Below are 21920 nucleotides of genomic sequence, written 5' to 3' on the forward strand. Positions count from 1 at the left end.
GTGGCTATTCGTCGCCCAGGTAGAAGGAGGCGGTGCGGGCAGCGGAGTCGTGTGCGTCGTCGGGGTCAGCACCAGCGCTGAGGTGGGCGGTGCACCAGCGGTCGGCCGCGCACTCGACGAAGCGCTTGCCCTCCGCAGTGTCGTTGAAGGTGGAGAGAGCCGCCTGCACGTCGGTGCCGTCGTCGCCGAGAGCGAGTGCGAGGGTGAGGGCGAGGAGGGCGCCGTCCCAGCCGATGCCGGTGGCGGCCGGGCCGAACTGAGCCCAGTGCTCGTTGTCCGGCACCGTGTGGTGCAGTGTCAGGCGGGTGCCCGGTCCGGCGGGGTCGAGTGTCAGGCGGACGCGGCTGACGTCGCCGTCGTACTCCCACGTCACGCGGAATTCCGTGTGCGGCTGGCAGCGCTCGATGGTGCTGGATGTGCCGCTGGCGGTCAGCCGGTACCTCCCGCCCTCTGCGAGCTCGCCGTCGACGGGTTCGAACCAGCGCGAGAGGCCCTCTGGTGTTGTGCACGACGTCCACACGGCTTCAGGCGAGTTCGGGAAGGTGCGCTCGAGCGTGACGACGTAGCTCGTGCCGTCTCGCGCGACGCTGCGCGTGACGTTCTCCAGGCTCTCGGTCGACGCTCCGGCGGGGGACACCGGTTTCGTTTCCATGTGGTCAGCGTGCCTGGCGTTGTTGTGGAATGGCGCAGACCCGGGGAATTGTGCAAGGGCGCGGCTTCGAGGCGGATCTTGTCCGTGGTCTGCCCCACAATGAACGGATGCACATCCTGGTCACGTCGCTCGAGCGCGGCTTCGCGCTCGAAGATCGACGCGACGCCGCACCCACCGCCGACGCTGCTTCCTCGCACGCCCCTCGCGTGCGGATCGTCCCGGACGCCATCGGGCTCGCGCAGCTGGTGTCCGAGTGCGAGCGGTCGGCCCCAGCAGGCGACCCGATTCGCTGGGTGTGGAACAGCCAGGACATCGTGCCCCGGCTGCTCGCCCACGGGGTGCGGGTGGGCCGGTGCCACGACCTTCGGCTCGCGGGCCGCATCCTCATCACAGCCGGCTATCTCGATGCGAGCCTCGATGTGGCGGACGCGCGAGGCGGGTCTCAGCCCGGTGAGGGCCTCTTCGACCTCGACGCCGAGAACCCGGGCACGCCCGCCGCGACCCGCGAGCTCTTCGAAGCGCAGCTCGCGGCCCTGGAGGCCGCGAACCACGGGGGATCCCGGAAGGGTGCGCTCGCGTTCCTCGTCGGGGTCGAGAGCGCGGGAGCCCTGGTCGCGGCGGAGCTCCGGGCTGCTGGCATGCCGTTCAGCATCGAGCGCCACGAGCGTGTCCTCGTGGAGGCGCTGGGGTCGCGGGGCGCTGGCGGCAGGCCCGCGAAGCTCGAGGCCGCGGCATCGGTGGTGCGTTCCGCGCTGGACGAGCCGACCCTCAACGTCGATTCTCCCAAGGACCTGCTCGCTGCACTGCGCCGCGCCGGGCTCGACGTGGCAAGCACCAGCAAGTGGGAGCTGTGGGGCAAGGACCATCCGGTTGTCGAGGCGCTCCTGCACTACAAGCGTCTGCACCGCTTGTTCACGGCGAACGGATGGACCTGGCGCGACGAGTGGATCCATGGCGGACGCTTCCGGCCCGACTACGTTCCGGGCGGCGTCGTGACGGGACGCTGGGCGACCAGCGGCGGCGGGGCCATGCAGCTCCCCAAGGAGATCCGCAGCGCGGTCGTGGCCGACCCGGGTTGGAAGCTCATCGTGGCCGATGCGGCGCAGCTCGAGCCGCGCATCCTTGCTGCCATGTCCGGCGATGAGGCCATGGCAAGAGCGGGCGCGCAGCGCGACATGTACACCGCGTTCGTAGATCGGGGCGTCGTACCCGACCGCGACAGTGCGAAGGTGGCGATGCTCGGCGCGATGTACGGCGCGACGAGCGGGCAGAGCGCGATCCTGTTGCCGGGCCTCGAGCGCGCCTACCCGCACGCGATGGCGCTCGTCGCTTCGGCCGCCCGCTCTGGGGAACGGGGACAGCAGGTGCACACCTGGCTCGGACGAACGTCTCCGTGGCCGCCCGCCGAGTTCTCGCCGCGCGACTTCGGACGCTTCACCCGCAACTTCATCGTGCAGGGCACGGCCGCCGAGTGGGCGCTCACCTGGATGGCCGGCATCCGGCAGCGGCTGGCCCGACTCGGAGTTGGATCGGTTGTGGATGCGCCGCTCGAGCGCAGCCCGCACCTGGCGTACTTCCTGCACGACGAGGTGGTGGTGCACGCGCCCGCCGAGCTGGCAGACCGTGCAGCGGCTGAGGTCGTCGCGGCAGCCGCCGAGGCCGGACGACTCCTCTTCTCGGGCAGCCAGGTCACCTTCCCCGTGGTGGCGCACGTCGTCGACAGCTACGGCGAGGCGAAGTAGCTGAGCGAAGGAGCGCGCTCAGCGCTTCGGCCACACCCACTGCGGACCCTCGAACTGGAGTTGGCCGCGGATGCTCGTCGAGCCCGCCTCCTTCTCGAGCTCGATGACGTTCGCGTCGTCGCGGAGGCCCTCGACGAGCGGCTGCGAGTGCGTGACGACGATGACCTGCGTCTGCTCGGATGCGCTGCGGATGAGGCCCGCGAGCGTCGGGAGGAGGCTCGGGTGGAGGCTCGCCTCTGGCTCGTTGAGCACCAGCAGCTCGGGCATGCGGGGCGAGAGCAGGGCGGTGGCGAGGAGGATCATCCGCAGCGTGCCGTCGGACAGCTCGCGGGCGTCGAGCGGCCTTGCGAGGCCGGGCTGCGACATGACGAGCCGCGCCATGCCGGACGCGTCTTCCTCGATGCCCACCCGGGAACCGGGGAAGGCGGCATCGATAGCGGCGTGGAACGCTCTCGCGTTGCCGACCCGCTGCACCGTCGCGAGGGCCGCGGGCAGGCGCGAGCCGTCATCCGGCAGCACTGGGGTGAAGGTCGCGGGGCTCGGCAGCCTCGCCGGGGCTGCTGCGTCGGTGCGGAGGTAGTCCAGGAAGCGCCAGCCGCGGGCCGACTCGCGGAGTGCGTAGAGCTCGGGCGCCGTCGACGGGTCGGCGAGGGTGGCGAGCATCGACTCGGCCTCGCGCACGCTCCACTCGGCATGCACCAGCTTGAAGTTTGCGTCGCGCACCTTGACGAGGTTGCCTCGCCGTTCGACGAGGGTCGTGGAGGGTCGCAGCAGCTCACTCGACCAGACGAGCTCGCTCTTCACGACCGGGTCGAACGGGAAGTCTGAGATGACGGGGATGCCCAGATCGATCGCGAAGTTCTGCAAGGGCCTCGAGCCGGGTCGCTCGTGAGGAGGCATGCCGAGGTCGGTCGCGTACGAGGCGGTCGAGGTGCGGAGGCCGAGCTTGAGGGTGACGGGCGTGCCAGGGGAGCGCTTGCCCGCGTGCAGTGCAGCTCGCAGCCCGCCTTCCATGGCGAGCGACGACAGGGCGCCCTCGCGGATGATGTCGTGCAGCAGGCGCAGGGCCCGGTACAGGTTCGACTTGCCGCTGCCGTTCGCGCCGGTGATGACGTTGAGGCGTTCGAGTGCCACCGTGACGCTCTTGATGGACCGATAGTTCTCGATGGCGAGGAGTTCAAGCATGCTCACACGCTAGGAGGTGCCACCGACAATGTCGCTTGAGGGAGCGGAAGAGCCCCTCGGGCGGAGGTGAGCTCCGGCCCGAGGGGCTCCCGATCGACCAGGACTACTTGACCTGGCGGATGAGCTTCTTGTTGACGAACTCCTCGATGCCGAGCGAGCCGAGCTCGCGGCCGAAGCCCGAGCGCTTCACGCCGCCGAACGGCAGCTCCGGGCTGTCGAGGCCGACGCCGTTGATGTAGACCATGCCGGCTTCGATGGCGTCGGCAACGCGCTGTGCCTGCTCCTGGTCGGTCGTGAAGAGGTACGAGCCGAGGCCGAACGGGGTCGCGTTGGCGAGCTCGATGGCCTCCTCTTCGCTGCTGACCTTGTAGAGCGCCGCGACGGGGCCGAAGAACTCTTCCGTGTAGGCGTCGTTGTCGGGCGTGACGCCGGCGAGCACCGTCGACTCGAAGAAGTTGCCGTCGTGACCGCCGCCTCCGAGCAGCTGCGCGCCCTGAGCGACCGCGCGTTCGACCTGCTCTGCGAGGTTCTTCGTGGCTGGCGCCGAGGAGAGCGGGCCGAGCTCGGCGTCGTCCTTCGTCGGGTCGACGGGGGCCACCGAGGTCATCGCGGCCGTGAACTTCTCGGCGAACTCGTCGTAGAGCGAGTCGATGACGATCATGCGCTTCGCGCCGTTGCAGGCCTGGCCGGAGTTGTCGAGGCGGGCGGCGACCGCGGCCTCGACAGCCTCGTCGACGCTGTCGGTGCTGAGCAGGATGAACGGGTCGGACCCTCCGAGCTCGAGCACGACCTTCTTGAGGTTGCGCCCTGCGATCTCGGCGACGGCCGCCCCGGCACGCTCGGAACCGGTCAGCGAGACGCCGTGGATGCGGTCGTCGGCGATGATGTCGGCGATCTGCTCGTTGGTGGCGAAGATGTTGACGTACGCGCCCGTCGGGAAGCCCGCGTCCGCGAAGATCTGCTCGAGCGCGGTTGCCGACTCGGGGCACTGCCCGGCGTGCTTCAACAGGATCGGGTTGCCGAGCACGAGGTTCGGGCCGGCGAAGCGGGCGACCTGGTAGTAGGGGAAGTTCCAGGGCATGATGCCGAGGAGGGGCCCGATGGCCGAGCGCCGGATGAGGGCGGTTCCCTCGCCGCCGAGCAGCTCGATCGGAGCGTCCTTCAGGAAGTTCTCTGCGTTGTCGGCGTAGTACTGCAGGATGTCGGCGCTGAAGTCGACCTCGCCGTAGGACTGCTCCATGGGCTTGCCCATCTCGCGGGTGATGATCTGGGCGAGCTCCTCGCGGCGCTCGCGGTGCAGCTCGGCGGCACGGCGCATGAGGGCGGCGCGCTCTGCGACGGAGCTGGGCTTCGACCACGTGCGGTACGCGGTATCGAGGCTCTGCAGCGCAGTCTCGATGCCGTCCTCGGTGACGAGCGGGAATTCCTCTCCCTGCTCGCCGGTCGCTGGGTTCACAACTACGTAGGTGCTCAAACTCACTCCAGACATTGGATGCGTGCGCGCAGCATCGCGCGATTGGGTGAAGCCTAGGAGATGTGGCCTTGGAAACCCAGGGTTCGCGCCGAATTAACTGAATCTCGTTCATTTACGAGATGTGGGATGGTCAGCGCCGAGGAGCGGCGCCGAGCGTGCCTTTTCCAGCGGCGTCGTCCTAGGCTCGCGATCGGCGGGACGCGCCCGCCGGCGAGGGGATGACATGAGCGAGACGCAGGTCGCCGATGAGCAGTTCTACCGCTCCTTCAAGCGGTTCCTCGAGCGGGTCAACGAGACGCCGCCAGACGCGAGGGTGCCGCGAACGCCGTTCGGCGAGGAGCTGAGCGACTTCCTCGGTGCGGATGCCGAGGCGCTCCCTGTGGTCGTCGAGGAGTTCGCGAGCTACCGAATCGTCGACGCCGACATCGCACTCGAGGAGATCGCCGGCCGCGGGGAGGCTCGCCTCGTCGGTGTCGCGGGCGGTTCGGCCCATGCGCACGCCGGACTCGCCGAGCTCATCTCGAGCCCTCACCTCCCCTTCAAGCCGGGCCCGGCCGAGTTCGCCGAGAAGGCGACCGGGCCGAAGACCACCAGGCAGGTCGTGAGCTTCGGTGCCCGACTCCTCTCCTACCGCGGGGCGCGGGTCGTCATCATGCAGCGCGCATCCCGTCCCGACATGGGGCGGCCGCAGAGCCAGCTCGAGGTGCTCACCACCGCCGAGCCGGCGCTCGTCTCCGAGCTGCTCGGTGAGGTGCGCTCGCTCATGGTCGAGCGCAGCGTCCTTCGCGGCAAGGTGCTGGCGTTCGAGAGCAGCGACTTCCGGATGGATGCCGGTGCGACGTTCTTGGAGCGGCCGGACGTCGCCGAGGGCGATGTCATCCTGCCGTTCGGCGTGCTCGAGTCCGTGGTCGCGCACGTCATCGAGATCGGACGCCAGCGCGAGGTCCTGCTCGCCGCGGGCCAGCACCTCAAGCGCGGCGTGCTGCTCTACGGTCCGCCCGGGACCGGCAAGACGCTCACCGTCAGGCACCTCCTCAGCCGCACGGAGGGGGTGACCGCCGTGCTGTTGACCGGGTCGAGCATCCAGCACATCAGCGCGGCCGCGGAACTGGCCCGCACCCTGCAACCATCGATCGTCGGGCTCGAGGACATCGACCTCGTCGCCATGGAACGGCACGCCTCGCCGCAGCCGCTGCTGTTCGAAGTGCTTGACGCGCTTGACGGGCTGGACGGCGACGCCGACGTCGCGTTCATCATGACGACGAACCGCGTGCAGGTGCTCGAGCGTGCTCTCGTCTCCCGGCCGGGTCGCGTCGACCTCGCCGTGGAGATCGCGCTGCCCGGCAGGCCGGAGCGCTTCCGCCTGCTCGAGAAGTACGCGGCGGGGCTGCCGTTCAGCGAGGCGGCGCTGGCTGAGGCGGCGCAACGCGCCGAGCAGACCACCGGCTCGTTCTCGAAGGAGCTGGTCCGGCGGGCAGTGCTCACGGCGGCGAGGAAGGGCGTCGAGGTCGACGACGACATCCTGCTCCACGAACTCGACGAGCTCATGTCGGCGCAGTCCGCCCTCACGCGTCGGCTCCTCGGCGACGGCGGCGAGCCTGACGAAATCGGCGACGGCAGTGACGACGAAGGTGGGATGTCAGCCGCAGCGGCTCAGGCGCGGGCTGCGCTGTTCGAGGGGACGGGGCCGGCACGGTACTCGACGACGTACGTTCCGCTCGGCGTCCAGTCCGACTTCGGCTGGACCGCGGATGTCCCCGCCTCGGGCGACAGCTCCCAGCCCGGAGCGACGAGCGTGCCATCGGGGCCGGAGTATCCGGACACGCAGCGGCCGGACGGAGCGTGAACGCGGTGTCCGTCTGGGGCAGATCTGTCGGGGCCGTGTGCGTCGGCGTCGGCGCGCTGCTCGCCATGAGCGGATGCTCGATCCTCATCCCGCAGTACGGGCTCACGATCAGGCAAGCGGTGATCGACGCGGAGTACACGGGCCCGGACTACGCCAGCAACCCCGCGGAGATCACGGAGTCGGCCTGCGGCGACGAGGTCGACTGCGTCGAAGCATGGTCGACGGACCAGGCCGACTACTACCGCTTCGCGACGCGAGACGCGGCGACCGAGTTCACCGAGGGGCTCGCCGACGGCGCGCAGTCGCACTTCATCGTGATGGACTTCGCCGGCAAGACGGGCATCGACCGTGTCGACCAGGAGGCGGCGTCGTGCCAGTTGCGCGGGGTCCACTTCGATCATGAGGGCCCCTGCATCGACTGATGCTGCTGCTCCGCGACGTCGTCGCGCGGCCGCTCCGGCCGGCCGGTGTCCTGCGAGAACACCGATGTGCGGGCCGGCCGCTGTTTAGCTTCCGGTCGCGCGTCGGTCTTTGCTAGTTTGATGAACTAGCTTCCTGGCGTTCGGTGCGCCAGCACGAGGAGGATCATGGCGCAGAAGCCAGCCGAGCACTCGTCCGGGTACTGGTACCCGACGGGAGGGCAGCACGCGACGTCGGTCGACGTGCTGAACCTGCTCCGTGAATACCGTGAGGCTGAGGCGAAGATGCGTGCGCGGACGCGGTCGTCGATGCGCATGAACGAGAACGACCTCCTGGCTCTCCGCTTCCTCCTCCAGCAGCAGCGCCACGGCAAGGTCGTGGTGCAGAAGGACCTGGGGCAGCGCCTCAACATCTCCTCTGCGTCGGTGACCGGCCTTGTGGACCGACTCGTGAAGAGCGGGCATGTCGAGCGCCGCCCGCACCCCACGGACCGTCGGGCCTCGATCATCGCCCCGACAGTCGAATCTGACCGCGAAGTCCGAGAGACGTTGGGGGTCATGCACCAGCGGATGATCGCGGTGGTCGACTCCCTCAGCACCGAGGAACTCGATGGCGTCGCCAAGTTCCTCTCTGGCATGGTCGGCTCGGTCGAAGCGCCCGCCGCTCACGATGCCCCGACGGCCGACGGCGTGGCGGATGCAGCTCCCGTCATGGTCGCGCATCCCTCCTAGGCGGCTCGCGGGATACCCGTCGCATGAGCGGGCGTCAACCCTTGAGCAGATCTTATTTAGTTAAATAAGCTACATATATGCTCAGACAACGACGAAGGCTCACCCGCACTGCAGTAGCCGACGCTCGACGACGTGCCGAAGACCGCTACTGGGATGCCTACCAGCGGACCGTCATGCCAGGTGAGCTCCTCGCCCTGTGCTTCGTCGGCGCCACGATCTCGATCGGCGTCGCCGTGTCCTTTTTCGCCTTCATGCCCTGGTAGCCAGGCGCAGGACCGTCGTGAGCGTGCTCCCGGCCGCTTGGATGTTCGGCACAATCGGCTGGTTCGACTGACGGATCGGTGCGAGGCTCCCTGTGTGCATCCGCCTGGGTGCGATGGTGCAGAGGAGCGACATGACCGACCCGAGAACGTTGACCGGACTCGAGCAGCTGCAGGCGCACCTCGCCAGCGGTGCGGAGATCGCTCCCATCGCCCAGCACTTCGGCATGACCGTCGTGAGCTTCGCCGCGGGCGAGGTCGTCTTCGAGGGGGTGCCCGACCGAACGCACTACAACCCGATCGGGACCGTGCACGGCGGCTTCGCCGCCACCTTGCTCGACTCCGCCTGCGGCACCGCTGTCCACACGACCCTCCGCCCAGGCCAGGCCTACACGTCGTTGGAGATCAAGGTCAGCTTCCTGCGGCCCATGACGGCGGATACCGGGCCCGTGCGCGTTCGCGGTCGGGTCGTGAAGTCCGGAGCGCGCGCGGCGTTCGTCGAGGCGGAGCTTCGAGACTCGACAGACGTGCTCCTCGCCACCGCGACCAGCACCTGCGCGATCTTCCCGGTGAGCTGAGACGCGGCGATCCGCTGGGCAAACGGAGCGCGCTCTCCACAGCAATCCGCCCCGACCGCGCCCCGAAACATCCACAGGATAGAATCGGGCCCGTGACCGGAACGAATCTCCTCGGCATCCCCGAGACACGCCTCGCTGCTGAGCCAGAGGTCGTCGACGACCTCTCGAACCTGCCTCATGACCAGGCCGCGCTCGCGGCCATCGTCGAGAAGCACCCGGCGTCCTCGCTGGCCTGGGCGGCCCTCGCGGATGCGGCACACGCCGACGGCAACACCATCGCCTCCTACGCGTATGCGCGGGTCGGCTACCACCGCGGCCTCGACGCCCTCCGCAAGGCGGGCTGGCGCGGGCAGGGCCCGGTGCCGTGGTCGCACGAGCCCAACCGGGGAGTCCTCCGTGCGTTCTACGCGCTTCGGCGAAGCGCGGCGGAGATCGGGGAGGAAGGTGAGCCAGAGCGGCTCGCCGACCTGCTGCACGACGCCGACCCTCAGGCGATCACCGAGATCGAGCGGATGCACGCGGCCAGCTAGGCGCCCACCAGCGCGACAGCTCGAGTCACGGCAACACCAGCAGGGAACAGGGCGGGGCCGTCGAGCCGGTCATACCGACCGCGTGGCTGACGCCACGCACACGACAGGCGCGAGCTGCGCCGATCCGACAGAGAACAGGGGCACACATGCCAGGCGTAGCGATTATCGGCGGCCAATGGGGCGACGAGGGCAAGGGCAAGGCGACCGACCTCCTCGGCGACCGCATCGACTACGTCGTGAAGTTCAACGGCGGCAACAACGCCGGCCACACGGTCGTGATCGGCAACGAGAAGTACGCGCTGCACCTGCTGCCCTCTGGCATCCTCACGCCAGGCGTGACCCCGGTCATCGGCAACGGCGTCGTCATCGACCTCGACGTGCTGTTCCACGAGATCGACCACCTCGAGGCACGAGGCGTCGACACCTCGAAGCTGCGTGTGTCCGCGAACGCCCACCTCATCACGGGGTACCACACGACCCTCGACAAGGTCACCGAGCGGTTCCTCGGCAAGCGCCAGATCGGCACGACGGGCCGCGGTATCGGCCCGGCCTACGCCGACAAGATCAACCGCATCGGCATCCGCGTGCAGGACCTCTTCGACGAGAACATCCTCCGCCAGAAGGCCGAAGCCGCGCTCTTCGGCAAGAACCACCTCCTCGTCAAGGTCTACAACCGCCGCGCGATCACGGTCGACGAGATCGTGGATGCGCTCCTCGTCCACGCCGAGCGACTCCGCCCCATGGTCGGCGACACGTCGCTCGAGCTGTACGACGCCCTCAACGCGGGCCGCAACGTCGTCTTCGAGGGCGGCCAGGCGACGATGCTCGACGTCGACCACGGCACGTACCCGTACGTGACGTCGTCCTCGTCGACCGCGGGAGGCGCGTCCACGGGTGCAGGCGTCGGCCCGACCCAGATCAACCGCATCATCGGCATCGTCAAGGCGTACATCACGCGCGTCGGCGCTGGCCCCTTCCCGACCGAGCTGTTCGACGAGTGGGGCGAGCTGCTCCGCACGCGCGGCGGCGAGTTCGGCACCACCACGGGCCGCCCGCGTCGCACCGGCTGGTACGACGTGCCCGTCGCCCGCTACACGGCACGCATCAACGGCGTCACCGACCTCGTGATGACGAAGCTCGACGTGCTCAGCGGCATCGAGCGCATCCCCGTCTGCGTCGCCTACGACGTCGACGGCGTCCGCTTCGACGAGATGCCCGTCTCGCAGTCGGACATCCACCACGCGAAGCCCATCTACGAGTACTTCGACGGATGGACCGAAGACCTCTCCGGCTGCCGCACCTTCGACGAGCTGCCCCAGAACGCTCAGTTGTACGTGCAGGCGCTCGAGCGTCTCTCCGGCGCCCGCATCTCCGCCATCGGCGTCGGCCCGAAGCGCGACGAGATCATCCAGATCCACGACCTCATCGACTGACGTCAGCCGGCGGCGAGTCGCCACGTTGCGGGCGTGCGCGGCGGGGCTCTCGCGGCCTGAGACAATCGACGACGTGACTAGCGTTCCCGCCGCCCTGACCGTGCTACCCGACCCCCAGTTCGTGATGGTCGGCGACGGCCACCGCATCGCCACCTACACGTGGGGTGACACGGACGCGCCGACCGTGATCGTCGTGCACGGCTTCGCATCCAGCACGAAGGACAACTGGGTCGCGACGGGCTGGGTGCGGGACCTGCTGCGCGCCGGCTACCGGGTGCTCGGCCTCGACCAGCGCGGGCACGGGCAGAGCGACAAGCCCCACGAGGGCCGCGACTACGACATCCGCACGCTCGCCTCGGACGTCGAAGCAGTGCTCGACGCCTACCTCGTCGACACCGCCCTGTACGTCGGCTACTCGCTCGGTGCGCGCGTCGGCTGGGAGGTCGCGCAGGACTTCGCCGACCGCATCCCGCGGGTCGTCCTCGGTGGGGTTCCCGACGGCGTTCCACTGGGTCGCCTCGACATCGGCCAGGTACGCGAGCTCATCGACAACGGCACCCCCGTGCAGGACCCGGTGACGCAGAACTACCTCGCCCTGACGGAGCGGGTCGGCGGCAACGACCTCCGTGCGCTCCTCGCGATCGCTGAGGGGATGCGCGCTTCCGGCAAGGCCGACCCGGACCTCGGCCGCGTCCCGCAGCAGCCGGTCCTGTTCGCGACAGGATCGCTCGACGGCATCATCGAGGGGTCGAAGGCGCTCTCGGCCGCGACGCCACAGGCTCGCTTCTTCGAGATCCCCGAGCGTCACCACTTCAACGCACCCGGCTCGCGTGACTTCCGGGCGGCGGCCCTCGCCTTCCTGGCAGAGGAGAGCTGACCGCCCTCAGCGGCACGTAGCCGACGGCGCCGCACGGCGTCTGGGATGCCTCTCGGCCGCGGCGGGCAGGATGCGGGCATGTCGCCCACGTCACTCACGCGTCGCACCACCAGGCCTGACGGGTCGATCCCGTGGATCGTGGTCCTGCCGTTCGCCATCTCCGGTGTCATCCACCTCGTGAAGCCTGCGGTCTTCGAGCCGATCATCCCGGAGCCGCTGCGAGCGCGCGGACGCGAGCTGGTCGTCGCATCAGGGGTTGCCGAGCTCGCCTGCGCGGCCGGGCTCCTGCATCCTTCGACGCGACCCCTCGCCGGTCTCGCGAGCGCGGCCGTGCTGCTGGCGGTCTGGCCCGCGAACATGCAGATGAGCGTCGACCTCGGGCGTCGCGTGCTCCGCAAGAGGAACGCATCCTCGTTCGCCGCGTTCGCGATCTCCGTCGCGCGCCTGCCACTGCAGATCCCGCTGATCAAGGCCGCGCTGCGCTGACGCGCTCGAGTCCGACTCCTCGCAAGTTGAGCGCGCTAGCCTTTTCGAATGAGCATCGAAGCGCAGAGCGAGCGGGTCAGGACGCCCTCCGAGCAGCGGGAGATCGAGCGGAAGTACGACATCCCCGAGGGGGCTGGTGAACCTGAGCTGTCGAAGCTCGGCGCTGGACTGCGCGCGGGTGGAGCCAGCACCGAGACGCTCGTCGCTGAGTACGTCGACACCCCAGAGCTCGCCATCCTCGGCGCCCGCTGCGTGCTGCGGCGCCGGACCGGCGGGGACGACGAGGGCTGGCATCTGAAGCGACCGCGAAGCGGAGACGAGCGCATCGAGGTCCACGCGCCCGTCGGCGCCCCGCGACGCATCCCGCCTGAGCTCCGCGCCGAGTTCGCCGAGCTCATCGGCGAGCGACCCGTGCTCCCGCTCGTCGAGCTGATGACGATTCGCACGACCACCGAGGTCCGCGGCGGCGGCGCATGGTCCGCCGGAGGCACCAGAGATGACGACGACGCGCTTGCCGCCCTCATCTGCGACGACGTCGTGCGTGCCAGAGTCCTTCGCATCGGCGATGAGCGGACGTTGGAGTGGCGGGAGTTCGAGGTCGAGCTGGCTGAGGGCGCCTCGACTCGGGTCTTCGACGAGATCGAGGCGGTGCTCTTCGACGCCGGCCTGACGCCGTCCGTGCACACGTCGAAGCTCGTGCGCACGCTCGACGGAGTCGAGGCCGCGCAGGCGCCCACGGGACAGGCGACAGCGGGGGAGGCCGTGGTCTTCGCGATCGCGGGCCGCTTCGGGGAGTTCCAGGCCCACGAGGACGGGGCTCGGCGAGATGCCCCGGATGCGGTCCACCAGGCGCGGGTCGCGCTGCGTCGATTGCGCAGCCTGCTGAAGGTCTTCGGCTCTCTCTTCGAAGCTGACGCGGTCAAGCAGCTTGCCACCGAGCTGAAATGGGCTGGCGGAGTGCTCGGAGCGCCCCGCGATGCCGAGGTGCTTCGTGAGCTGGTCCTGGCGGAGCTCGACGCGGGGCCCGAGGCCGTGGAGCGAGCTCGAACTCGCATCGAGCAGGTGCTCGCGGAGCGCCACGACGCCGCCCTCGCGTCGTTCAGGGCCGAGGTCGACTCGGACCGCTGGGATTCGCTCCACGATCGACTCGTCTCCTTCATCACGGCGCCGCCGTTCACGGATGACGCCGATCGGCGTGCCCTCGGCGCGATGCGGCGGTTGACCCGCGCGGCGATCGTCACGGTCGAGCAGCGTGCGGAGCGGGCGCGGAAGAAGCCGAGGAAGCTCGAGCGGTGGCATGACGTCCGCAAGGCGGCGAAGTCGGTTCGCTACGGGTACGAGGCCATCGACGAGCTGCCGGATGCGAAGGCGAAGAAGCAGCGCAAGGAGTGGAAGCACCTCGCGCAGGCGTTCGGCGAGCTCCAGGACGCCGCGATGCTCGACGCGGAGCTCGCCGTCATCATCCAGAACCTCGACGCCGATCACGAACGCGAGCAGGGCGACGCCGTCGCGGAAACGGTCGCCGTCTTCGAGGAGGTGCGCGAGCGCGTCCGGCGTCGCCGGGGCGAGGGGCTCGACACCGCTCGCGACGCGCTCGACAACGTGACCTGAGCTGCATGACGCGGTCAGGCGGTGGTGCCAGGATCGCTGCCATGAACATCGATCTGTCGAATCGCGCCGCCCTCGTGACCGGTTCAACGCAGGGCATCGGACTGGCGATAGCCGCGGACCTCGCCGCCGCCGGAGCCACCGTCGTCGTGAACGGGCGCGGTGCGGACGGGGTGGCCGACGCGGTCGCCGAGCTTCGGGGTCGCCTGCCGGACGCGACCATCGAGGGGGTGGTCGCGGACCTCGCGACTGCGGAAGGCGCGTCCACCGTCATGGCGGCGTTTCCGGATATCGACATCCTCGTCAACAACCTGGGCATCTTCGGCAGCACGCCGGCCCTGGAGATCAGCGACGACGAATGGCGTCGCTACTTCGAGGTGAACGTGCTGTCGGCGGCGCGCCTCATGCGCGAGTACCTGCCGGGCATGACGGGCCGCGGCTGGGGTCGGGTCATCTCCATCGCGAGCGATTCAGCGGTGGTGATTCCCGGGGAGATGATCCACTACGGCATGAGCAAGACGGCGCTCCTCGCAGTGTCTCGCGGGTACGCGAAGGCGGTGAAGGGCACCGGCGTGACGGTCAACGCCGTCATCGCCGGCCCCACGCACACGGGGGGAGTCGAGGGGTTCGTCGCCGAGATGGTCGGGGATGAGCTCCCCTGGGATGAGGCGCAGCGTGAGTTCATGCGTCGTCACCGACCGCAGTCGCTGCTTGAGCGCCTCATCGAGCCCGAGGAGATCGCGCACCTGGTCACCTACCTGGCGTCGCCGTTCGCCTCGGCGACGACGGGTGGGGCGTTGCGCGCCGATGGCGGCTACGTGGATTCGATCCTGCCGTGAGCCTCGATATCGGAACGGTCGAAGACCTGTGGGGCGTGCTCGAAGCGGCGACTGAGACGCGTACCCCGTTCACGCTCGGCTACCTCGGGACGGTCGGGGCGGCGGGGGAGCCTCGTGTCCGTGCGGTGATCCTGCGCGAGGTCGATGTGCGGGCGGGCACGGTGGCCTTCGCGACGGATGCTCGCACCGCGAAGGTGCAGGAGCTGGGGCGGGATCCTCGGGTCGCCGTCACCTTCTACGACCCCGATCGCGACGTGCAGCTTCGTCTCGAGGGCACTGGGGAGGTCGTCCGAGATGCGGACGCGCGGCGTGCGGCCTGGGACGGGCTCGGGGAGGGGTCGAAGCGGCTGTACGACAAGCCACTGGTGCCGGCCACGTCTCTCGCCGATGTCGTCTCCGACGGCCTGGGTGGGGGTGACGGGGCGGCGTTCGAGCGCTTCGCGTGGGTCCGCGTCGTGGTTGACGCGGTCGACGCCATCGACCTGTCCGGGGTCGAGCACGCACGCGTTTTGCACTCGCGGCGCTCGGACCGCTGGGTCAGCACACGGCTTGTTCCCTAGCAGGCGCGACGGGCAGGGGCGCTAGGCGAGCGCGGCGTCGATGGCCTCCGCCGAGAGCACGTGGTCGATGGCGAGGGCACTGGCCCCCAGGATGGCGGCCTCGCCTCTGGCACGCGAGGCCACGACTCGCAGGTGCTGCGTGGCGAGCGGAAGGGAGCGCGAGTAGACGACCTCGCGGATGCCAGCCATGAGCTGCTCACCGGCTTCGGCGATGCTGCCGCCGATGACGATCATGGACGGGTTGAGCATGCTGACGCACGCCGCGAGGACCGTGCCGACGTCGCGACCGGCCTGACGCAGCGCGCGCGCAGCATCGAGGTCGCCCGAGCGCACGAGCGCCACGATCTGGGCGCTGCCGGACACCTCGACGCCCTCCCTGCGAAGCCGGCGGGCGATGGCGTCGCTGCCGGCGACGGCCTCGAGGCAGCCGAGGTTGCCGCACCGGCAGGGGGTGTCCTCTGCTCCTGGCACCGCGATGTGGCCGATGTCACCCGCGGCTCCTCTCGCTCCGCGTCGCAGGGAGCCGTCGGCGATGATGCCGGATCCGATGCCGGTGGCGACCTTCACGAAGAGCAGGTCGGAGACGTCCGGCCACTCGCTGCGGTGCTCGCCGAGGGCCATGATGTTGACGTCGTTGTCGACGAGCACGGGCGCGTCGAAGTGGGCGCCGAGGCGTCCCGCGACATCGGCGTCGTCCCACCCGGGCATGATGGGCGGGTTGATGGGGCGGCCCGAGCTGAACTCCACTGGCCCGGGGAGGCCGACGCCGACGCTCACGAGCTCGCGTCGCCCACGCCCGGAGGCGGCGAGCATCTCGTCGCCCTTCTCGCAGACCCACGCGAGCACCGTGTCCGGACCGAGGTCGATGGGCAGCTTGTCCTCCGAGTCGGCGATGATGTTCGAGGCCAGATCGGTGAGGGCCATGCGCGCGTGGGTGGCACCCAGATCGATGGCGAGGACGACCCGGCTCTCGGGGGAGAACGCGAAGACCGCAGGCGGCCTGCCGCCTGTCGAGTGGGCCTCGCCGACCGTCACGATGAGGCCTGCCGTCATGAGCATGTCGATGCGAGTGGCAACCGTGGAACGGGCTTGTCCGGTGACGGATGCGAGCTCAGCACGTGTGCGCGGCGCCCCGTCTCGCAGCATCTGGAAGAGCTCCCCAGGTCCTGGTTGGCGCGACACCGGCTTCGGCAGCTGCTCGATGACCATCGGCGTCTCCCTTCTCGAATCGGCGGCCGGTGGGAACCGAACCGACTTCGCCACGTTACCCCGCGGCGAGTCGACGTCGACTGCGACGCTTCTGTGTGGCGGCGTATCTCAATTGTGCAACAGACGTGAGACTTTTGCTTGACCGTCGACAAAAGTGCGCGTAGCTTTCGACACATGGTCAACGAAGACCCCATCTCGGGTCCATCCCCCCTGCTGCAGATGCGCGGCATCGTCAAGCAGTTTCCCGGTGCCCGGGCGCTCGACGGTGTCGACCTCGACGTGCTCCCCGGCGAAGTCCACTGCCTGCTCGGCCAGAACGGCGCGGGCAAGTCGACCCTCATCAAGGTGCTCGCCGGCGCCCACCAGCCGACCGAGGGGCAGCTGCTTCTCGACGGCGAGCCCATCACCATCCCGAACCCCGTCGCGGCCCTCGGCCTCGGCATCGCGACGATGTACCAGGAGCTCGACGTCGTCGACGGCCTGACGGTCGCGGAGAACGTCTACCTCGGGCACGAGCTCGACACGGCCGGCGTCTCGAGGCGGGCCGAGGCGAAGCAGCGCACCAGGGAGATCCTGGCGCGCCTCGGCCACTCGGAGATCTCGCCGTCGACCGAGGTCGGCGAGCTGTCCGCCGCCGGCAAGCAGATCGTCTCCATGGCCCGGGCGCTCTCGCACGACGCGCGCATCATCGTCATGGACGAGCCCTCCGCGGTGCTCGACTCCGAGGAGGTCGCGAATCTCTTCCGGGTCGTCGAGGAGCTCACGAGGGCGGGCGTCGCGATCATCTACATATCGCACCGTCTGGAGGAGATCCGCACGATCGGCGACCGCATCACGGTGCTCAAGGACGGCCGCACGGTCGCGCAGAACCTGCCGGTCAGCGAGACGCCGACCTCCGAGCTCATCACCCTCATGACCGGCCGCAAGGTCGAGTACCTGTTCCCGGAGTCGCCCGAGCTGCCGGCGGATGCACCCGTGTTGCTCGACGTGCGGGACCTTGCACTCGCAGACACCTTCTCGGACGTCTCCTTCACGGTCTCGGCCGGCGAGATCGTGGGCTTCGCGGGGCTCGTCGGGGCCGGGCGCAGCGAGATCATGGAGACCATCTACGGGGCTCGCAAAGCGACGGGCGGCACGGTCGCAGTGGAGGGAAAGACGCTCAAGCCGGGCTCCGTCACCGCCGCGGTGAACGCGGGCATCGGCCTCGCCCCCGAGGAGCGCAAGAGCCAGGGGCTCCTGCTCGACGAGCCCGTCTACCGCAACATCACCCTCTCGACCTTCCAGCGCTTCGCCTCGTTCTCCTGGCTGAAGGAGAGCGACGAGCGCCGCGCGGCGAAAGAGCAGGCCGAGTACCTCGACCTGCGGCCCGCCGGCGTCGAGCGCGATATCCGCACGCTGTCCGGCGGCAACCAGCAGAAGGCGATGCTCGCCCGCTGGCTCGTGCACGGCTGCCGCGTGCTGCTGCTCGACGAGCCGACGCGAGGTGTCGATGTGGGGGCCAGGGCTGAGATCTACGCCCTCATCCGCAAGCTCGCCGACGAAGGGGCGGCGGTTGTCGTCGTCTCCAGCGAGATCCCGGAAGTCCTCGGCCTCGCCGACCGGGTGCTCGTCGTCTCCGAAGGACAGGTCGTCCACCAGGGCCCAGCATCCGCTCTCGATGAGCACGCAGTACTCGACATGGTTATGGAAAGCAGCGCAGCATGAGCACTCAGACTCCCCAGTCCCCTGCCCCGAATGGCGGCTCCCCGTACGATGACGGAGCGATCGCTGCCCCGGCGGTCGACGAGAGCCTCCGGGTCGAGCACGAGGTGGCGAGCGACAACGCCAAGCGCGGCGGCTTCTTCCGAGGCAGCTCTGCCCGCAACTTCGGCCTCATCCTGGCACTCGTCGTGCTCTGCATCGCGGGCACCGTCTCGGCGGGAGAGCGCTTCGCGAGCGTCGACAACCTCATGGTCGTGCTGAGCCAGGCCTCCATCATCGGCGTCCTCTCCATCGGCATGACCTTCGTCATCACGGCGGGCGGCATCGACCTGTCGGTGGGCTCGGTGCTCGGGCTCGCGTCGGTCTGGGCGACGACGCTCTCCACGCAGGCCTACGCCGAAGCCTGGGGATGGTGGGTCATCGTGCTCACCTCGCTGCTCGTCGGCCTCGGCGCCGGCGTCGTCAACGGCGTCCTCATCGCCTACGGCAAGGTCGTCGCGTTCATCGCCACGCTCGCCATGATGGTCGCCGCCCGAGGGTTCGCCGAGCTCATCGCGGGCCGCCGCACGCAGATCGTCAACGTCGACTCGTTCCTCGAGACGTTCCGTGGCGACCTCCTCGGCATCCCCGTCATCGTGTGGATCTTCGTGCTCGTCGCCATCGGCGGCTGGTTCCTCCTGAACCGCACCACCTTCGGCCGCCGCACGGTCGCCGTGGGCGGCAACCCCGAGGCTGCGCGCCTCGCCGGCATCAAGGTGAAGCGCCACACGATGTACCTCTACGCGCTGGTGGGTCTCACCGCTGGCATCGCGTCCATCATGATGCTCGCCCGCACGACGGCGGGCTCCTCCACCAACGGCATGCTCTACGAGCTGGACGCGATCGCGGCGGTCGTCGTCGGCGGCACCCTCCTCGTCGGCGGCCGTGGCACGATCGTCGGCACCGTCCTCGGCGTCCTCATCTTCGCCACCCTCACGAACATCTTCATCCAGGCGAACCTCGACAGCTCCGTCCAGGCCATCGCCAAGGGCGCGATCATCGTGATCGCCGTCCTGCTCCAGCAGCGCTTCTCGTCGCGGGCCAAGACGTCCTAGCCTCCGCGACGGGCGCGAGCCCTGCATCCCGAATCTGACCAACCTCACCAAACCTCAGCAGACCCAATCCCCATCACCAGGGCAGCATCAAAGGAGATCCCCATGTCCACGAGTTCCTTCAGGAAGACAGCTTCCCGAAAGCGCCGGATCCTCGCAGCAGGCGCAACGGCCGCTTCGGCGCTGCTGCTGCTCACCGGCTGCCTCTCGAACACCCCGCCGGCGGCGGAGGGCGAGGCCCCAGCTGGTGGCAACGCCACGGCATCGGACAACGACGCGGCGGGCGAGCCGCTGGTCATCGGCTTCTCGGCCCCCGCGGCCGACCACGGCTGGATGGGCGCCATCACCTCGGCCGCTGAGGCGGAGGCGGCGAAGTACGAAGACGTCGAGCTGCGCGTCGCAGAGGGCACGAACGACGTGAACCTGCAGATCAGCCAGATCGAGGGCTTCATCAACGACGGCGTCGACGCCATCGTGCTGCTGCCCTTCGACGGCGCCGCCCTCACCGAGGTCGCGACGAAGGCGATGGAGGCCGGCATCCCGGTCATCAACGTCGACCGCGAGTTCACGAGCCCGTTCGCCGCCCGCACCACGGTGCTCGGCGACAACTACGGCATGGGCGTCAGCGCCGGCACGTACATGTGCGAGCAGCTCGCCGACAAGCCGGATGCCGTGGTCGCTGAGATCGCCGGCATCGACTCGCTGCCGCTCACCCAGGAGCGCAGCCAGGGCTTCGCGGATGCACTCGGCGACTGCGGTCTCGAGGTCTCGAACCGTGTCGCGGCTGACTTCACCGTGCAGGGCGGCGAGCAGGCGGCCACGAACCTCCTCCAGGCCGCTCCGAAGATCGACGCGATGTGGAACCACGACGACGACCAGGGTGTCGGTGTCCTCTCGGCCATCGAGAACGCCAATCGCGACGAGTTCTTCCTCGTCGGAGGCGCGGGCTCGGCGAACGTGATGCGCGAGATCCAGGAGGGTGACAGTGTCGTCCAGGCGACCGTCGTCTACCCGTCGACGCAGGCGGCCGACGGCATCAAGCTGGCCCGCCTCATCGCGCACGATCGCTCGCTCGGCGACCTCACGTCGCAGAGCGTTCCGCGCCTCGTGCAGCTCTACGCGCCCGTCGTGACGAGCGAGAACGTCGACGAGTACATCGACGCGGCGTTCGAGTCGTAACCAGACGCCCACACTGTCCACGCGGGGTGGAGTTCTCCTCCTCTCTGACTCCACCCCGCGTCGGCCTCCTGAACGAAAGAGTGAACAATGAGTCAAGACGCACAGCCGGAACTGGGCATCGGGATGGTCGGCTACGCCTTCATGGGTGCCGCACACTCGCAGGCCTGGCGCAACGCGCCCCGGTTCTTCGACCTGCCGCTCGCACCTCGGATGCGTGTCGTCGCGGGTCGCAACGCCGAGAAAGCGGCCAAGGCAGCCGACAAGCTCGGCTGGGCGTCGAGCACCACCGACTGGCGTGAGCTGCTGACACGCGACGACGTGCAGCTCGTCGACATCTGCTCGCCCGGCGACACGCACGCGGAGATCGCGATCGCAGCCCTCGAGGCTGGCAAGCACGTGCTGTGCGAGAAGCCGCTCGCCAACACGGTCGAAGAGGCTGAGCGGATGAACGCGGCGGCCATCGCCGCGGAGGCACGCGGCGTGCGTGCCATGGTCGGCTTCACGTACCGCCGAGTGCCGGCGATCCGCCTCGCGCAGCAGCTCGTCGCGGACGGCCGCATCGGTGACATCCGGCAGGTGCGGGCGCAGTACCTGCAGGACTGGCTCGCCGACGAGAACGCGCCGCTGTCGTGGCGCCTCGACAAGGAGAAGGCCGGCTCCGGAGCCCTCGGCGATATCGGCGCGCACATCGTCGACCTCACCCACTTCATCACGGGACAGCAGCTCAGCGGCGTCTCCGGGCTCGTGGAGACGTTCGTGAAGGAGCGACCCATCGCCGACGAGTTCGCGGGACTCTCCGGAACCGGCGGCAGCGAGTGGGGGCCGGTCACCGTCGACGACGCCGCGGTCTTCTTCGGACGCCTGCAGCGCGGAGCGATCGCCGTGTTCGAGGCGACGCGCTTCGCGTACGGACGGAAGAACGCCATCCGCCTCGAGATCAACGGCACCAAGGGCTCGCTCGCCTTCGACTTCGAGGACATGAACGTGCTCGAGTACTTCGACGCGACCGGCGACCAGACGACCGCCGGCTACACGCGCATCATCGTCACCGAACCCGACCACCATCCCTTCATCAAGGCCTGGTGGCCCGCCGGCCACGGCCTCGGCTATGAGCACGCCTTCACGCACCAGGCTGTCGAGCTCGTCGAGGACATCGCTGCCGACCGGGCCCCAGCGCCTTCATTCGCGGACGGCCTCGCCGTGCAGCGAGTGCTCGCGGCCGTCGAGGAGAGCTCGGCGAACGGCAGCTCGTGGGTCGCGATCCCCGTGTCTGCCACCTCAGCACCGACACCCGTCGAACCAGAACTCCAGAGGAGCTAGCGCATGTCTCGTCCTGTCACGTTGTTCACCGGTCAGTGGGCCGATCTGCCGTTCGAGGAGGTTGCGCGGCTTGCGGGGGAGTGGGGGTATGACGGTCTGGAGATCGCCTGCTGGGGTGATCACCTGGATCCGTGGCGGTGGGATGACGCCGAGTATGTCCAGGGGCGGCTCGACATTCTCGAGCGCAATGGTCTGCAGG

The 21920-nt window shown here is 69.2% G+C and carries 21 protein-coding genes and 1 pseudogene; 18 read left to right on the top strand and 4 right to left on the bottom strand.

The annotated features are described in order from the left end of the window. Nucleotides 1–4 precede the first annotated feature (4 nt). Entirely contained in the window at nucleotides 5–652 is a 648-nt protein-coding gene (locus ABVF28_RS14910; RefSeq protein ID WP_371031092.1) for an SRPBCC domain-containing protein, read from the bottom strand. Between the two features lie 107 nt (nucleotides 653–759). On the opposite strand from ABVF28_RS14910, the gene ABVF28_RS14915 reads away from it, so the two are divergent. Beyond that, a complete protein-coding gene (locus ABVF28_RS14915; protein ID WP_104310305.1) occupies nucleotides 760–2394 on the top strand; it encodes a bifunctional 3'-5' exonuclease/DNA polymerase in 1635 nt (544 codons plus the stop codon). An 18-nt stretch (nucleotides 2395–2412) separates the two neighbouring features. Here ABVF28_RS14915 and ABVF28_RS14920 read toward each other — a convergent pair whose 3' ends face one another. After that, the gene (locus ABVF28_RS14920) at nucleotides 2413–3579 is read right to left on the bottom strand and encodes an AAA family ATPase (RefSeq protein ID WP_371031093.1); all 1167 of its coding nucleotides are present in this window, start codon (nucleotides 3577–3579) and stop codon (nucleotides 2413–2415) included. A 103-nt stretch (nucleotides 3580–3682) separates the two neighbouring features. After that, nucleotides 3683–5053, bottom strand: a complete 1371-nt coding sequence (locus tag ABVF28_RS14925) for an NAD-dependent succinate-semialdehyde dehydrogenase (RefSeq protein ID WP_371031094.1) — start codon at nucleotides 5051–5053, stop codon at nucleotides 3683–3685. A 223-nt stretch (nucleotides 5054–5276) separates the two neighbouring features. Here ABVF28_RS14925 and ABVF28_RS14930 point away from each other — a divergent pair, with 223 nt between their 5' ends. The 12 genes from ABVF28_RS14930 to ABVF28_RS14985 all read left to right on the top strand — a co-directional run bounded on the left by ABVF28_RS14930 (nucleotide 5277) and on the right by ABVF28_RS14985 (nucleotide 15221). Continuing rightward, nucleotides 5277–6899 (top strand): AAA family ATPase, encoded by a 1623-nt coding sequence (locus tag ABVF28_RS14930; protein WP_371031095.1) that lies wholly within the window; start codon nucleotides 5277–5279, stop codon nucleotides 6897–6899. Beyond that, nucleotides 6896–7321, top strand: coding sequence for a hypothetical protein (locus tag ABVF28_RS14935; protein ID WP_371031096.1), 426 nt, complete (start codon nucleotides 6896–6898; stop codon nucleotides 7319–7321). The genes ABVF28_RS14930 and ABVF28_RS14935 overlap by 4 nt, the downstream gene beginning before the upstream one ends. Before the next feature lie 165 nt (nucleotides 7322–7486). Beyond that, nucleotides 7487–8050 carry a MarR family winged helix-turn-helix transcriptional regulator gene (locus tag ABVF28_RS14940; protein WP_371031097.1) on the top strand — a complete coding sequence of 188 codons (564 nt, stop codon included), beginning with the start codon at nucleotides 7487–7489 and terminating at the stop codon, nucleotides 8048–8050. Between the two features lie 77 nt (nucleotides 8051–8127). After that, a complete protein-coding gene (locus ABVF28_RS14945; protein ID WP_371031098.1) occupies nucleotides 8128–8313 on the top strand; it encodes a hypothetical protein in 186 nt (61 codons plus the stop codon). Nucleotides 8314–8444: 131 nt separating this feature from the next. Beyond that, nucleotides 8445–8888 carry a PaaI family thioesterase gene (locus tag ABVF28_RS14950; RefSeq protein ID WP_371031099.1) on the top strand — a complete coding sequence of 148 codons (444 nt, stop codon included), beginning with the start codon at nucleotides 8445–8447 and terminating at the stop codon, nucleotides 8886–8888. 92 nt (nucleotides 8889–8980) lie between these two features. Continuing rightward, complete coding sequence (locus tag ABVF28_RS14955) at nucleotides 8981–9418, top strand: DUF3151 domain-containing protein (protein ID WP_179555904.1); 438 nt, start codon at nucleotides 8981–8983, stop codon at nucleotides 9416–9418. A gap of 146 nt (nucleotides 9419–9564) precedes the next feature. Further along, the gene (locus ABVF28_RS14960; protein ID WP_371031100.1) at nucleotides 9565–10851 is read left to right on the top strand and encodes an adenylosuccinate synthase; all 1287 of its coding nucleotides are present in this window, start codon (nucleotides 9565–9567) and stop codon (nucleotides 10849–10851) included. 73 nt (nucleotides 10852–10924) lie between these two features. Next, nucleotides 10925–11728: an alpha/beta hydrolase gene (locus ABVF28_RS14965; RefSeq protein ID WP_308807258.1), complete on the top strand. Its 804-nt coding sequence runs from the start codon at nucleotides 10925–10927 to the stop codon at nucleotides 11726–11728. A gap of 78 nt (nucleotides 11729–11806) precedes the next feature. Continuing rightward, nucleotides 11807–12214 carry a DoxX family protein gene (locus tag ABVF28_RS14970; protein WP_371031101.1) on the top strand — a complete coding sequence of 136 codons (408 nt, stop codon included), beginning with the start codon at nucleotides 11807–11809 and terminating at the stop codon, nucleotides 12212–12214. Between the two features lie 48 nt (nucleotides 12215–12262). Then, nucleotides 12263–13825, top strand: a complete 1563-nt coding sequence (locus ABVF28_RS14975; RefSeq protein WP_371031102.1) for a CHAD domain-containing protein — start codon at nucleotides 12263–12265, stop codon at nucleotides 13823–13825. Between the two features lie 41 nt (nucleotides 13826–13866). Beyond that, nucleotides 13867–14661 carry an SDR family NAD(P)-dependent oxidoreductase gene (locus ABVF28_RS14980; protein WP_371031103.1) on the top strand — a complete coding sequence of 265 codons (795 nt, stop codon included), beginning with the start codon at nucleotides 13867–13869 and terminating at the stop codon, nucleotides 14659–14661. Continuing rightward, on the top strand, nucleotides 14658–15221 hold the full coding sequence (locus tag ABVF28_RS14985) for a pyridoxamine 5'-phosphate oxidase family protein (protein WP_371031104.1): 564 nt from the start codon (nucleotides 14658–14660) through the stop codon (nucleotides 15219–15221). The genes ABVF28_RS14980 and ABVF28_RS14985 overlap by 4 nt, the downstream gene beginning before the upstream one ends. A 21-nt stretch (nucleotides 15222–15242) precedes the next feature. Here ABVF28_RS14985 and ABVF28_RS14990 read toward each other — a convergent pair whose 3' ends face one another. Continuing rightward, nucleotides 15243–16430 (bottom strand): ROK family protein, encoded by a 1188-nt coding sequence (locus ABVF28_RS14990; protein WP_179555910.1) that lies wholly within the window; start codon nucleotides 16428–16430, stop codon nucleotides 15243–15245. Nucleotides 16431–16604: 174 nt separating this feature from the next. Between ABVF28_RS14990 and ABVF28_RS14995 the strand changes: the two genes are divergently transcribed. From ABVF28_RS14995 to ABVF28_RS15015, 5 genes and pseudogenes are all read left to right on the top strand, one after another. After that, entirely contained in the window at nucleotides 16605–18134 is a 1530-nt protein-coding gene (locus ABVF28_RS14995) for a sugar ABC transporter ATP-binding protein (protein ID WP_371031105.1), read from the top strand. Continuing rightward, nucleotides 18131–19225, top strand: a complete 1095-nt coding sequence (locus tag ABVF28_RS15000) for an ABC transporter permease (RefSeq protein ID WP_371031106.1) — start codon at nucleotides 18131–18133, stop codon at nucleotides 19223–19225. The genes ABVF28_RS14995 and ABVF28_RS15000 overlap by 4 nt, the downstream gene beginning before the upstream one ends. Before the next feature lie 102 nt (nucleotides 19226–19327). Continuing rightward, the gene (locus tag ABVF28_RS15005) at nucleotides 19328–20401 is read left to right on the top strand and encodes a substrate-binding domain-containing protein (RefSeq protein WP_371031107.1); all 1074 of its coding nucleotides are present in this window, start codon (nucleotides 19328–19330) and stop codon (nucleotides 20399–20401) included. 87 nt (nucleotides 20402–20488) lie between these two features. After that, nucleotides 20489–21721: a Gfo/Idh/MocA family protein gene (locus tag ABVF28_RS15010; RefSeq protein WP_371031108.1), complete on the top strand. Its 1233-nt coding sequence runs from the start codon at nucleotides 20489–20491 to the stop codon at nucleotides 21719–21721. A gap of 3 nt (nucleotides 21722–21724) precedes the next feature. Then, a pseudogene (locus ABVF28_RS15015) lies at nucleotides 21725–21920 on the top strand (sugar phosphate isomerase/epimerase); the annotation flags it as partial.

The organism is Pseudoclavibacter sp. JSM 162008, assembly GCF_041366455.1.
Taxonomy (GTDB): Bacteria; Actinomycetota; Actinomycetes; order Actinomycetales; family Microbacteriaceae; genus Pseudoclavibacter.